Below are 13,203 nucleotides of genomic sequence, written 5' to 3'. Positions count from 1 at the left end.
GCAGAGGTCCGGTCGGGCCGGGCGCGATGGAGCGGGGAGGCGCGCGGGCCGCCGGGGGCGGTGCCGGGGTCAGGCGGTGCCGGTGCGGCGGGCGGTGCGCCCGGAGATCTGCAGCCGGTCGATCGCCCCGGTCTCCGGATCCCGCACGAAGGTTCCGCCGGGGACCCGGCGGCCGTTCGAGGGGTCCACCAGATCGCAGCTCAGATCCGCGTAGCAGACCAGCGGCGCCGGGGTGTCGCCGTTCACGGACAGCGCCAGGGAACCCGCCGCGTCGGCCGTGACGCGGTACTCGACGGTGCCGTTGTGATAGGTCCCGGCGCACTGGGGAAGTGCGAGGGGACGGCCGGGCTCCCGCGGGGCCGGAGCCGCGGGGACACCCCTGCCGATGATCTCGGCGAGGTCGTCGGCGAGCGCCTGCCACAGGGCGGTGCCGCTGTTGGCGTTGCTGGTGAAGGCGACCACGGTGCCGCTCTCGGGTTCGGCCCGCAGATGGCAGGAGGTGCCCTGGGCGTTGCCGTCGTGGCCGCACCACTGCGCGGTGCCCTGCTGGAAGAGGCCGAGGCCCAGGCCCCAGGCGTCCGCCAGCACTCCCGGTACGGCGCCGGGAACGGGGCGGCGCATCTCCTCGGCGGCGTCGTGCGGCAGCACCGCGCGGGGGCCCTGCCCGATCAGGTCCCGGCCCAGGGCGACCAGGTCGAGCGCGCTCGCCAGCAGGGCACCCGCGGGGGCCTCCACCGGCGCCAGGGTCTGTTGCACCGCCCGCACCCGGCCCGAGAGCGCGTTGGCGGAGTGGCCGCTGGCCACCGGCCGGGCCGGCGCCGGGTCGCCGAGGAAGGCGGGGGCGGTGCCCAGGGGTTCGAGCAGGAAGGCGCGCACCGCCTCCTGCCAGGTCATGCCCGTCACCGATTCGATCAGCCGGCCGGCGGCTATGAACCCGGCGTTGGAGTAGGAGAAGCCGGCCCCGGGCGCGCAGACGGCATCGCGTTCGGCGCAGTGCGCGGACAGGTAGCGCGACGGCGTCAGGGTCGCCACGTGGTCCGAGTCGGGCCCGGTGGGGAGCCCCGCGGTGTGGCTGAGCAGCTGGCGCACGGTCGCCCGCGAGGTGCGCAGCTCGGGCACGTACGTGGCGACCCGGTCGGTCAGCGCGAGGTCGCCGTCGGCGGCGAGCAGCATGACCACCGCGGCGGTGGCGCACTTGGTGACGGAGCCCAGCGGCACCGCGGTGTCCGCGGTGAACGGCCGGCCCGTGGTGACGTCCGCCTCGCCGGTGTGGACGGAGTACGTGACCCCGTCGGTGTGCACGGCGAGTTGCGCCCCGGGGACCTGGTGGGCGCGGGCGAGCGTGTGCAGGCGTTCCTGTAAGAGGGGACGTATCTCCGTCTGCTGCCGGCTGACGACCGGAGCGCTCGTGACATACGGCATGAGAAAACTACTCCCGGATCTCGAGACTCGCGAGGCATGGATGTGCCGGCTCACGGTGAACCGGCCGTGGTCGCGGCGTCGGCGCACCGACCTCCGGACCTGTTCGCCGAGGCGTGCTCGGCGACTCAACTCCTCACGCGCTGACGGCCGTTGGCCGGGCGCGCTCGCCTGGGGACGGCGCTAGGCCCTCCGCACCTCCAGCGGCAGTCGGCGCACGCTGACGATGACGGCGGGGTTTTGGATCTCGACCTCGCCGCGGTGGGCCACGGCGATATCAGGGAAACGTTCCAGCACCAACCGGAGCGCGATCCGGGCCTCCAGCCTGGCCAGCGGGGCACCGAAACAGAAGTGGATGCCGTGGCCGAAGGTCAGATGGGGGTTGGGGCTGCGGGTCACGTCGAAGTGGTCGGGGTGGGCGAACCGGGACGGATCGCGGTTGGCGGCGGCCAGGTTGGCCATCACCACCGACCCGGCGGGGATGATCTGCCCCCCGAGCGTGACCTCACGGGTGGTGCGGCGGCCGAGTTCGGGGAAGGGCGGCAGCCAGCGCAGCACCTCTTCGAGGGTGTCCGGCAGCCGTCCGGGCTCGGCGCGCAGCAGCGCGGCCTCGTCGGGGTACTGGTCGAGGCTGAGCACGGCGTTGCCCAGCAGGGCGGTGGTGGTGATGTGCCCGGCGACCAGCAGCAGGGCCACGAAGCCGACGATCTCCTGGTCCTCCAGGCGCATGCCGTCCACCTCGGCCTGCACCAGCTTGCCGGTGAGCCCCTCGCCCGGGTTCTTCCGGTGGTGGCGGATGTGGTCGAGGATGTAGCCGTTCATCTCGCGGACGGTGGGCGCGATGGACTCCAGCGCGCGCTCGATGTCCGCCATGTCGAGCGAGTCGCCGATCTCGTCCCCGCCGAAGAGGGTGGCCGCCCACTCCTGGAACAGCGCCCGGTCGCCGGCCGGGATGCCCAGGAGTTCGGCGATGACGATGATGGGCAGCGGGTAGGCCAGCGCGTCGACCATGTCGAAGCGGTCGCGGTCCTCGACGGCGTCGAGCAGCTCCGTGGTGATGGCGTGGATCCGCGGTTCGAGTGCGGCCACGACGCGCGGGGTGAAGGCCTGGCTGACCAGGGTGCGCAGCTTGCGGTGCTCCGGCGGGTCCATGCCGACGAAGTTGCCCTGGCGGAAGGTCTCGAAGTCCGCCTGGGTGGGGGCCAGTCCGGAGAAGTCCGAGGAGTACGCGGCCGGGTCGGCGAGCACGGCGGCCACGCTCTCGTGGTCGAGCACCTGCCATAACTTCTGCGGCTCGTCGTAGCGGACGGGCCCGGCCTGCCGTGCGGTGCGCCACCCCTCGACGAGCCCGTCGAAGGCGAAGGGCGCCTGTATCAGTTCGTTGCTGGTCACCGGTTCTCCCTGGAGAGCGGATCCGGGAGGATGCGCTCCTCGCCGGCAATGGTGCACAGGACCGGTAGGCGGTCCGGTGCCCCGGAACAATGGTTCACCCAATGGCACAACGGACTCACGTCGCCGCCTTTTCCTGACCTTGGTTGGTTTTCTTGCGTTGTTTTCCGGTGCAGGCGAAATCGCCGCCCGGAACTCCGTGCCTACCGCGCTCGCGGTGTCGCGGTCACCCCGGGGGACAAGGCACCCGAAGTGCTGCGACGGCACGGCCGCTGAAGGGGACGCACGGACGTGCACACCGGCTCACGGCATGCCGAAGCGGCCGAATGCCGGGTCCCCCCACGGGGCGACAGCACAGGGCACCGCGGGCACCTTCCGGATCAGCACGGACGAGAGTGGCACCGGGCACCACGGCACTGCGCGCGGCACGGGCGGGACCCCGGTGCCGCCGCGGCATACGGCGGACGGCGGCGCGAGGACCGCCGCGGCGGCCGGCCGGATCCCCATCCGGGCCGTGCTGCCGACCGTTCACGGACGACGGGCGGTCCGATACGGCACCGGCCCGGCCCTGGTATCCCCCGGCGCGTCCCGCCGCGGAAATACCGTCGCTTTCACCTGCCCACTCGGTGAACAAGTCCGCGAGAACCCTCCCTCGCCCTCCCGCACTGCACGGACAAACGGTAGCAACCGCACAGTTGACCTTCCCGATATCACTGATCCCCCACCGAAGACCCTTCGCACCTGACACGAATGAGACTTCCCCGCCCGAGCAAAAGTGGCTGATCCACGACTTCAGCCACCGCTGCCGAAAAAGAGAACGAGAGAAGAGTACGCATTACTGGCAGGTATCGCTTGCTGTTGTCAGTGATTCGTACCCCTGGAAGCTTTCGCGCCAGTTCGGCGTGGCCACAGTCTTCACTCCCAGTCATACGATAGCAACCCCCCAAGGCTTCACTGAGCGTAATTTTGAACCCCAATTGCCTTAACGCGGGAGTGCGTTGCATGGGACCCCTGTTACTCGTGGGGCCAGTGATTCGACTTTCCGTTCGATCTTGCTGCGGCGAATCGGAGGTCACCGCACACGGAAAGCCGCAAAACCTCTCCCGGTACGCCCATTGGGACCGCGGGGGCGGCGCCCCCACCGCGCCGGCAACCGGGCTGCCCAGGGCTCAAATTTTGCTGACGGAACGTCAATTTACCGTGCACCGGCCTGACTTGTTCACACCCCTCGACAGAGACGCGGATGCCGTGGCACCACCGGCCCGCGTTCCACCGGCGCCCGGCGGGCCCGACACGTTCACGGTGTCGACCCGACCCGACGCAGCGGCTCTCGATCGGCCAGGGAGAGTCTCCGTGCGGTGTCCGACTTTCGACGGTCGCATGTTTGGCTGGAATTGACGCCTCGTGGCCGATGCACGCACCTCGTTAATTAACCCTGCGTCAAAGAGCTGGCGAAAGAACGGCCATGAGCCCGGGCCGGAATCGCGCCCACCCGCCCCGGCGACTTCTCGCCCCCGCCCACCCGGTTCGGACGGGCACGGCTTCTTCCGGCCCGCCCGCACAGCACACCCGCATATGCAGACGCGAAGCGGCGCCCTGCACGGGCCGACGCGGCGCCGCGCTGATCGAGAACAGCGCCATAACGAACCAATGAGGAGGGAATCGGGAGCAGTTGGGAGACCGCGACCGGGAGGCACGACCGGCGGACAGGCGCGAATCGGGCAGCTCTCGCATATCGAGGCCGAAAATGACGTACATGTGTGCGACTGAGGCATGCCGCGCGATATCCTGACCGTGATGCAGCACGTGGGGACGAGGCCAGGAAGGAAGGGCACCCCCACCGCACGAAGGCGCTGACGGCGCGACGTGCGAGGGAGCCGGCCGAGGTCCTCCGCGTGTGCGTCAGGGGCCGAGGTGCCCCGGGCGGTCCGCCGGACGAGGACCTGCGACGGCGGCACGACCGCCGGCTGAGGCGTCTCGTACCGGAGGTTCACCCGCGCCCGGCCGCACGCGCTTCCGCAGCCGGGCCGCCGCCCGCTCCTCGCCCTCCCTGCTTTCCTCATCCACCTGGACACCTCGGCCGGTTCCGGCCGGGGTCACGACGACAACAGAAGAGTTCATGAGACGAATACCCGGAACGCGCACCGCCACCATGGGCGTGTGCGCCTCCCTCGCTTCGTTCGCCGTGGCCGCTCCGGCGGCCGCGGTCCCCGACCGTGCCGAGCGCACCACCGCCTCCGCCACCCGGAGCGCCGCACCGGCGCCGTCGAATTCCCCCTCGCCCTCGGCCGGACCGACCCCGCCGCCCCCGTCGGGCGCACCGGTGCGGCCCTCCAAGGGCGTGACGCGGGAGGAGATCCGCAAGGCCGAGGAGATCGAGCGGTACTGGACGCCCGAGCGCATCCGCAGCGCCGTCCCCGTCGAGGCCCCGGAGACCGGCGGATCGGCCCCGGGCGCGCAGCGCTCTCCGGTGGCGCGCGGCAAGGCGTCGTTGCGGGAGCCGAGCCATGAGGTCGGCGCGGGCATCCCCACGGTCGGTGTTTTCCTGATCCGCAACGACGACGGATCGCCGACCCCCAACCAGTTCTGCACCGCCGACTCGGTGACCTCGCCGACCAGGAGTCTGGTCATCACGGCGGCGCACTGCCTCAAGGGCAGCCGGTCCGCCAGCAAGGTCGCCTTCGTCCCCGGCTACCGCGCGGGTGCCTCGTCGGCCGGCCAGGCCGGGGAGACCCCGTACGGGATTTTCCCGATGGTGGCGGGCAAGGTCTGGATCGACGGGCGTTATCTCGCGCCCACCCCCGACGACGATGTGGACTTCGCCTTCCTGCGGGTCGGGCCGAATGCGAGCGGCCAGCTCCTGGAGGACGCCACCGGCACCGGCAACACGCTGACCACCTCCACGTCCGCGAACCTCGCGCGCAAGAACGTGACGCTCATCGGCTACCCCGGGGGCCAGAAGACGCCGCTGCAGTGCACCAATGACACCAGCGCCGTGCTGAACCGGTTCATGGAGATCAAGTGCGACCGGTTCCGTACGGGCGTCAGCGGCGGCCCGTTCCTGGACCACTTCGACGGCAGCCGCGGCAATCTGGTCGGTGTGATCGGCGGGTGGCACACCGGTGGCCTCTCCGACGACATCTCCTACTCCTCGCAGTTCGACGACGACGCCGTCCGGCTCTACCAGCAGGCGGTCGCCGACGCGGAGCCGGACGAGCCCAACCTGCTGGGCAGCGGCGGCACCTGGCAGCACGCCACCGTCATGACGTCCGGCAGCTTCCACACCGCCTCGGTGCGCGACCACGTCGGCGACCTGGTCGTGCGCTGGTCCGACGGTGAGGTCTCGCTCTACCCGGGCAGCGGCACGTACGGGTTCCGCAAGGACGTCCAGCTCGCCAAGAAGAGCAAGGAGTGGCAGCAGGCGCAGGTCGTCACCGCCGGCGACTTCACCGGCGACGGCACCGACGACCTGATCGTCCGCTGGGCCAACGGCAAGCTGACCCTCTACAAGGACGTCAACGAGACCCGCAAGCTCACCGGCGGGATCACCCTGCGCGGCCCCAACTCCACCTGGACGCACGCCACCCGGATCACGGCCGGCCGCTTCGGCGGCGCCGACGGCCGCAGGAACGACCTGGTGGTGCGCTGGGCCGGTGGCGGGGTGAGCCTCTACCCCGACGTCGACGCCGCCGGCATCCACGCCGAGAAGCAACTCGCCAAGAGCAACACGACCTGGACCCACGCCACGGACATCGGCGCCGGCGACTTCACCAACTCCTCGGGAAACCAGGATCTGTTCGTCCGCTGGAGCGACGGTGAGGTCACCGTCTACGAGGACCCCGCGGCCGCCGGACTGAAGAAGGAGCACCAGCTCCGCCCCGCGAAGTCCGCCTGGCGCAACGGCCTGCTGACCACGACCGGCGCGTTCGGCGGCGGCTCCCGGCAGGACGACCTGATCGCCCTGTGGCCCAAGGGCAAGCTGAGCCTGTACGCCGACACCACCGACGGCTCCCTGGGCCGGGAGCGCACGCTGGTGTCGCCGGCCGGCTGACCGGCCCGGCAGAAGTGCCGCGGCGCCGGCCGGGAGGTCCTGGCCGGCGCCGTGCCGTGCGGTCGGCGGGCCGGTGGGACCCGTCAGCCGGTCAGTTCGGCGCCGGGACGGTCGGGTGCGCCGTCCCCGGCGGGCACGGGGGCGGCGCCCGCCACGATCCGGGCGGCCTCCCGCGGGGAGGGCGCGGGCGTGCGCGCGGCGAGCGGAAGAGGGGCGGGGGCCGGGTGCTGGTCGCCGAGGAAGACCCGGCTCACCACGCGCTCGGCGGCGTGCCCGTCGTCCCACATGCAGAAGCGCGCGCGGAACGCGGCGCGCAGCTCGGCTGCCGCCTGGTCGTCCCAGCGGCCGCTGCGGAACGCCTCGATCAGCTCGTCCTCGTCGGTGGCGATCGCCCCCGGGGTGTCGCCGGGCTCGCCGGAGAGCAGGTCGAAGGTGACGCCGCGGGAGCGGACGTAGGTCTCCCAGTCGTCCGCGTAGGTGACGATCGGCCGGTCGAGGTTGGCGTAGTCGAACATGATCGACGAGTAGTCCGTGACCAGGGCGTCCGCGGCGAGGCACAGCTCCTCGACCGAGGGGTGCCGGGAGACGTCGATCAGCGCCCCGCGCTCCTGGAGTTCCTGGAGGTGCGGGTCCTGGCCGTAGAAGTAGTGGGTCCGCACCAGGAGGACGAACTCCGGGCCGAGTTCCCTGGTGATCTTCTCCAGGTCGAGTTGCGGCACATAGCCGACCTGGTAGTCACGCACGGTCGGGGCGTAGAGGACCGCCGTGGCGCCGGGTGCGATGCCCAGGCGGGCGCGGATGTCGAGGACGTCCCGGGCGCCGGTCCGGAAGAACACGTCGTTGCGGGGATAGCCGGCGTCGACGGACTCGAAGTCGCAGGGGTAGACCCGCTCCCACTGCTCGGTGGTGTGCTGGTTGGCGGAGAGCGACAGGTCCCAGCGGTCGGCGCGGGCCAGCAGCTTGCGCATGCTCATGCCCTTCGCGGCGGCCGGGTACTGCTGCTGGTCGATTCCCATCCGCTTGAGCGGAGTGCCGTGGTGGGTCTGGAGATGGATCTGCCCCGGGCGTTTGACCACGCCGTCCGCGAAATTGACGTTGTTGACGAAGTACGTCGCGCGCGCCATCACCTCCCAGTAGCGCGGCGAATTGACGACGACATGGTCCATGCCGTCCGGCACGGTGTCCGCGAGGTCCTCGCGCACCACCCATACGCCGTGGAGGTGGGGCGCCAGCTCCTTCGCCTTCTCGTGGACGGCCAGCGGATTGCAGGACGGGGTGCGATTCCAGTAGGCGCTGAAGACGGCCAGGTGCGGGTCGAGCGGGCGCTTGAGCTGCTTGCGGTAATAGCTGCCGGACGCCCGCTTGCTCAGTGCGCCGCGTGCCGCGCGCAGCCGCTCCTGCCCGTTCTTCCGCGTGCGGCTCATCAGCTCCCCAGCCTGAAAGAGGCGGTACGAGCCGCGTTCCAGTGCCTGGAACTGACGGGCGTCGACCTCCGCGGGCGGGGTGAATCCGGCGGGCTTGTGGCGCCGGTACATCTCCGCGGCACGGCGGAAGAACTCCGGCCGGTCCTGGACGAGGACGCGGCTCTCGCGGGCGCCGGTGAACAGGAAATGGCTGATCATCCGCTCGAAGAACAGCGGCCGCAGCGCGGCGAGGTCGGGCCGGCCGTCGAGGAATGCGAAGAGCCGCTGGTACTGCTCGAATATCGTGAAGTGCTTCCGGCCGGGCGTCTTCATGGAATTGCCGTGGCGGCGCTGGCGGTAGTCCACGCAGGCGTGGTCCAGACACAGGGCGCGCTCGGCGGTGAGCATGGTGGTGTAGACCATGAGGGCGTCCTCGTAGAGCCCGTCGGTGTACCGGAATCCGTTGTCGACGAAGAAGCAGCGGCGGAATGCCCGGTTCCACACGACGGCGAACATCTGGAAGAACTCGGTGCGCTCGGCGGGCCGGAACACCTCCGACCCGGCCCCGGCGAGGAGTTCGCGGGCGGCGCTGGGCTGGACGGCGTGCCACCAGTAGCTACGTACATGGTCGAAGAGCAGCAGGTCCGGGTCGGCGGCGCCGGCCAGGCGGTCGGCCATCGCCCGCAGCGCGCCCGTGGTGAGGGTGTCATCGCTGTCGAGGAACAGCAGGTAGTCCCCGCTCGCCCGGTCCACGCCGGTGTTGCGGGCCGCGCCGATGCCGCGGTTCTCCTCGTGGCGCACGGTCAGCACCCGCGGGTCGCGGGCCGCGTACTCCGCCAGGATGCCGCCGCTGCCGTCCAGCGAGCAGTCGTCGACCGCGATGACCTCGAAATCGGTGAAGTCCTGCGCCAGCAACGAGTTCAGACACTCGCGAAGGTAGCCCTGCACGTTGTACACGGGGACGACGATGCTGAAGCGCGGGGCGGATCTGAGGCCCGTTTCGGGCATGGCGGGGTTACTCCTAGAACGCGGTCGGCCGCACGACGCGGGCCGGAATTCCTGGTTGACTGTGGGTGTGACAAGCGAAAGGACCCCCGGGTTGCACACGTCCCGGGCGCACCTTCTGTTGTGTCCATCACACCCGGATCGCCCGCACGGCACCGCCGGCGGCTCCCCGCGACGTGCCGCGACGCCGAGCGCCGAGCGCCGGTGACGTATTTCACGGCGCACAAATGAACGTGCCCCGCACGTCGCGCGTCCCTCCATATACACCTTTATGTGCCAGGAATGCCGATGAATCCTCCCGCGGACCGGCTTGCGAGTGCCGCTTTCGCGAGCGGTTTTCCGGGAGGCGAAAACCCGGAAGGACGGACTGCGCGTGTCGCTTTCCCTCGCCCTTGCTGCCGGCGTCCTCGGCAGCGTGCTGATCGCCGTATGGAGCACGCTGGCCGATCGCCCCCGCCGAATCGCCCACCGCGTGGTGGCATCTCTCGGGTGGCTGTGGGTCGCCTGCGTCATCGGGCTCACCTTCGGCACCCGGTCCGGCGGCGGCAAGGCGGTGAATATGGCGCTGCTCGATCTGGGCAATCCCGCGGACCTCGTCGATTTCCTGCTGAACATGGCGATGTTCGCGCCCGGTGGCATTCTGCTCGGCGTGCTGCGCACGGGTCTGTGGCAGGCCGGTGCGCTCGTCTTTCTCGGTTCCCTCGCCATCGAGGTCACGCAGTATCTGACCGCGTCCGGCCGCACGGCCGATCTCAACGACCTTCTCTCCAATACCGCGGGCGGCATAGCCGGATATGTGTGTGCGGCGGCCGTCGGAAAGGTCACGCACGAAATAGGGCGGCGGCACCGCTATGCGCATGAGGTCGAGCGGCTTTCCCGCCTGTAGCGCACGACCGGGCGGGAGTGCGGGCGCGTCGCGGCCGCCGGGCTCCCGGGCGATTCCGGGCTCCGGTCCGGCATCGTCGACGGGTCGGCCGCGTCCCGCGGAGCGCGCCCCGTACGCTTCCCCCGTCGAGGCGGCGTGCGGGAGAGGAGCGGACTGCGGTGCGCGTACTGCTGGGCATCGCCGGTGCGGTGATCGTGCTCGGGATCTTCTCCTCGGTGCTGCACGCGCTGGTGATTCCGCGGCCGACCCGGCACGGCTTCAGCCGCACCGTCCAGCGGCTGGTGCAGTGGCCGTTCCGGCTGCTCGCCGACCGGCTGCCGAGCGTCGAGGCCAAGGACCGGGTGCTCACTCCCATGGCGCCGCTGGCCATCGTCGCCACCCTGATCAGCTGGCTGGTGGCGTTCCTCGCCGGCTATGCGCTGCTGGAGGCGGCGGTGAGCCGGCTAGGTCCCCGGGAGGCGCTGATCGAGGCCGGTTCCTCGCTCTTCACGCTCGGCTTCGCCAGCGGGAACCGCGTGACGCTGAACGTCATCGACTTCTGCGCCGCCGCCACCGGACCCATCGTGATCGGCCTTCAGGTCGGCTATCTGCCCACGCTCTACGCCGCCTATCAGCGCAGGGAGACCGAGGTCACGCTGTTGCAGGCGCGGACCGGGAGCCCGCCGTGGGGGCCGGAGATCCTCGCCCGCTACGCGCAGGTCGACCTGCTGGACCGCCTCACCGAGCTCTTCCGGAACTGGGAGCGCTGGAGCGCCGATGTGAGCGAGAGTCACACCACCTACCCGATCCTGATCCACTTCCGCTCCCCGAAGGTGTCCCGCAACTGGCTGATCGCCCTGCTGGCCGTCATGGACGCCGCGGCCCTGCAGTTGGCGTTCAATCCCTCCCTGCCGCAGGCCGAGGTGCGGATGGCGCTGCGGGCGGGCTTTGTGTGCCTGCGCGAGATCGCCGACACCGAGGGCATCCCCTACGACCGCGATCCCCTCCCGGACGATCCGCTGCGGCTGGACTACGAGGACTTCCTGCGGGGCGTGGAGCGGATGCGGGCCCAGGGCTACCCCATGGAGCGCACGCCGCCGGAGGCCTGGCCGCACTTCCGTGGCTGGCGGGTCAACTACGAGCCGCTGGTGCACCGGCTGGCGCGGGACATCGAGGCGGTGCCGGCGCCGTGGTCCGGAACGCGTCGCACGGCGACGGACACCTACGCCCCGCACACCCCGGTCGACCGCCGCCCCGTCGGATAGCGCGGCGCGGCCTCAGCAGCGCGGCCTCAGTCGCGGGGCAGCAGCGAACCGAGCGGTCCGAGATCGAGATTGAGGTCCTCCAGCCGCAGTCCGTGCTGGTCGCACAGCTCGGCCATCCGCGCTTCGAGGTGCATCAGGGTCTCCCCGATCCGCTCCACCTGCGCGTCGCTCAGGTCGCCCTGTTCCACCCGGCGGATCGCCTGACGCTCCATCAGCTGACGGAGAAGTTCGACGACGGTGAGCACCAGCGAGGCCAGATCGCGGCCCATCTGGTCCCGGTCGATGTCGAACCGGCCGCAGGCGCGGTCGGCTCCGCCGGGAACGCGGTCCGTGCCGTGGGGGCCGAGGTCCGTCCGCCCGCTCACAGCGGACCCCCGTCCGCCCACGGCGCGGGCATCCGCTCGCTGACCGACGACAGCAGCGCGTGCAGCGAGAGCCGCACCAAAGGCACATCCGCGATGGCGATGACCAGGTCGCCGCTCACCACGACCCCGGTGGACAGCAGACGGTCCAGCAGGTCGACGAGCGGGACGCCGAGGGGGCCCGAGAGCGGACCGGGCGTCTCCCAGGGCACGGGCTCGTGCGGGGACACGCTCACACCTCCCCGACGAAGGAGTACGGCACCCAGGGTCCGGACAGCTCGATCTCGGCTCCGGTCCGGGCCCGCCAGGCCGCGGCCTCGGCCGCCAGGTCCCCCGCGCGCTCATGCGGGAGCAGGTACGCGGCGTTGAGGATCTGCCGCCGGGCCGCGGTCCCCGTCAGCTCCTGGCCGTGGGTGCGCAGCCGGCGGGCCGCGGTGGCCAGGCGGCTCAGCGCGGCATCGATGTCCTCGGCGGTGCGCAGGGCTTGGTCGTGGCGGTGTTCGCGGGCCCGGTGGAGTCCCCGCTTGCGTTCCAGATAGGCGCGGCCCGCACCGGGGGCGGCCGGCGCGTCGCGCCGCGCACCGTCCGGGGGCGGGTCGGCGGGCGGGCGGGGGGAGCCGGCGGGAAGAGAGACCTTCACGCCCCACTCGGCGTGTCCCGCGATGCGGTCCAGCACCGCGGTGAAGCGGGCGGCGTCCTGCCCGAGGGCCTCGCGCGCCCGCTCGTCGCTGCGGTAGAGGGTGGCGAGCGCCAGCGGCGCCGTGGGCCCGCCCGCGGCGGCCGCGACCACCACCTCGTGATGCGCCCGGGCACACCGTTCGAGTTCCGTACGGTCCGACAGCCGCTGCTCCCAGGCCTCCTGGGTGAAGTCCGCCGCGGGGACGTGCTGGACGACCGCTGTGAGCGTGCCGCATCGCAGGGCCCGTACGGGAAAGCCCTCCGCGAGCCCCGGCAGCGCGGACAGCCCGGCCGGCGCGAGCTGCCGGCACACGGCGTAGACGTAGGTGGCGGTCCCGGCGGTCGTCCCGTCCACCGTCGGTGCGGTGTGCTGCGTCGTCGTCATGTGCCGGCCGTGTCCTTGGTCCGTGCGGAGTGTGCCGAGCCGTTGCCGTTGCCGTTGCCGTCGGCGGACTCCAGCTCGGCCACCCGGTCGCGCAACTCGCGGTTCTCCGCGCGCAGTTCGCTGTCCATGGCCCGGGAGCTGAGCGCGGGGTCCGTCTCCCACCAGTCGATGCCGGCCTTCCTGGCCGTCTCCACCGAGGACACGAACAGCCGCAGTCTGATGGTGAGGAGTTCGATGTCCAGCAGGTCGATCTTGATGTCGCCGGCGATGACGATGCCCTTGTCCAGGACGCGTTCGAGGATGTCGGCGAGGTTGGTGGTGCCCGGGCCGTTGGCGGGCGGAGCGCCCGGCCGCTGGTCGAGTTCGGTCATCGGGTCGCCC

Annotated in this window: 10 protein-coding genes; 3 read left to right on the top strand and 7 right to left on the bottom strand. The window is 71.3% G+C overall.

From position 1 onward, the window contains the following. Positions 1-69: 69 nt before the first annotated feature. Both IEY78_RS00910 and IEY78_RS00905 read right to left on the bottom strand, forming a co-directional pair. Entirely contained in the window at positions 70-1,422 is a 1,353-nt protein-coding gene (locus IEY78_RS00910; protein WP_189095430.1) for a serine hydrolase domain-containing protein, read from the bottom strand. A 180-nt stretch (positions 1,423-1,602) separates the two neighbouring features. Beyond that, positions 1,603-2,811: a cytochrome P450 gene (locus tag IEY78_RS00905; protein WP_189095428.1), complete on the bottom strand. Its 1,209-nt coding sequence runs from the start codon at positions 2,809-2,811 to the stop codon at positions 1,603-1,605. A gap of 2,116 nt (positions 2,812-4,927) precedes the next feature. Here IEY78_RS00905 and IEY78_RS00900 point away from each other — a divergent pair. Next, entirely contained in the window at positions 4,928-6,859 is a 1,932-nt protein-coding gene (locus IEY78_RS00900) for a trypsin-like peptidase domain-containing protein (RefSeq protein ID WP_189095426.1), read from the top strand. An 83-nt stretch (positions 6,860-6,942) separates the two neighbouring features. Here IEY78_RS00900 and IEY78_RS00895 read toward each other — a convergent pair whose 3' ends face one another. Further along, on the bottom strand, positions 6,943-9,270 hold the full coding sequence (locus IEY78_RS00895) for a bifunctional glycosyltransferase/CDP-glycerol:glycerophosphate glycerophosphotransferase (protein ID WP_189095424.1): 2,328 nt from the start codon (positions 9,268-9,270) through the stop codon (positions 6,943-6,945). Between the two features lie 370 nt (positions 9,271-9,640). Here IEY78_RS00895 and IEY78_RS00890 point away from each other — a divergent pair, with 370 nt between their 5' ends. Continuing rightward, entirely contained in the window at positions 9,641-10,153 is a 513-nt protein-coding gene (locus IEY78_RS00890) for a VanZ family protein (RefSeq protein ID WP_189095422.1), read from the top strand. 158 nt (positions 10,154-10,311) lie between these two features. Continuing rightward, the gene (locus tag IEY78_RS00885; protein ID WP_189095420.1) at positions 10,312-11,397 is read left to right on the top strand and encodes a hypothetical protein; all 1,086 of its coding nucleotides are present in this window, start codon (positions 10,312-10,314) and stop codon (positions 11,395-11,397) included. 26 nt (positions 11,398-11,423) lie between these two features. Here the strand turns inward: IEY78_RS00885 and IEY78_RS00880 are convergent, their stop codons facing one another. The 4 genes from IEY78_RS00880 to IEY78_RS00865 form a co-directional block, all read right to left on the bottom strand. After that, complete coding sequence (locus IEY78_RS00880) at positions 11,424-11,681, bottom strand: gas vesicle protein K (protein WP_189095722.1); 258 nt, start codon at positions 11,679-11,681, stop codon at positions 11,424-11,426. Between the two features lie 77 nt (positions 11,682-11,758). Next, complete coding sequence (locus tag IEY78_RS00875) at positions 11,759-11,989, bottom strand: gas vesicle protein (protein ID WP_189095418.1); 231 nt, start codon at positions 11,987-11,989, stop codon at positions 11,759-11,761. A 2-nt stretch (positions 11,990-11,991) separates the two neighbouring features. Continuing rightward, positions 11,992-12,822 carry a GvpL/GvpF family gas vesicle protein gene (locus IEY78_RS00870; RefSeq protein ID WP_189095416.1) on the bottom strand — a complete coding sequence of 277 codons (831 nt, stop codon included), beginning with the start codon at positions 12,820-12,822 and terminating at the stop codon, positions 11,992-11,994. Continuing rightward, positions 12,819-13,193, bottom strand: a complete 375-nt coding sequence (locus IEY78_RS00865; RefSeq protein ID WP_189095414.1) for a gas vesicle protein — start codon at positions 13,191-13,193, stop codon at positions 12,819-12,821. Before IEY78_RS00865 ends, IEY78_RS00870 begins: the two co-directional genes overlap by 4 nt. Positions 13,194-13,203: the final 10 nt, after the last annotated feature.

The sequence above is a fragment of the Streptomyces kronopolitis genome, from assembly GCF_014646275.1.
In the GTDB taxonomy this organism is placed as follows: domain Bacteria; phylum Actinomycetota; class Actinomycetes; order Streptomycetales; family Streptomycetaceae; genus Streptomyces; species Streptomyces kronopolitis.
Note: the sequence above shows the minus strand (reverse complement) of the source record. Positions and strands in the feature narration are given on the sequence as shown.

Bases quoted from the DNA above. Each gene is read 5' to 3' on its own strand.
- IEY78_RS00900 (WP_189095426.1), top strand. From the start codon at position 4,928: ATGAGACGAATACCCGGAACGCGCACCGCCACCATGGGCGTGTGCGCC.
- IEY78_RS00865 (WP_189095414.1), bottom strand. From the start codon at position 13,193: ATGACCGAACTCGACCAGCGGCCGGGCGCTCCGCCCGCCAACGGCCCG.
- IEY78_RS00895 (WP_189095424.1), bottom strand. From the start codon at position 9,270: ATGCCCGAAACGGGCCTCAGATCCGCCCCGCGCTTCAGCATCGTCGTC.
- IEY78_RS00870 (WP_189095416.1), bottom strand. From the start codon at position 12,822: ATGACGACGACGCAGCACACCGCACCGACGGTGGACGGGACGACCGCC.
- IEY78_RS00910 (WP_189095430.1), bottom strand. From the start codon at position 1,422: ATGCCGTATGTCACGAGCGCTCCGGTCGTCAGCCGGCAGCAGACGGAG.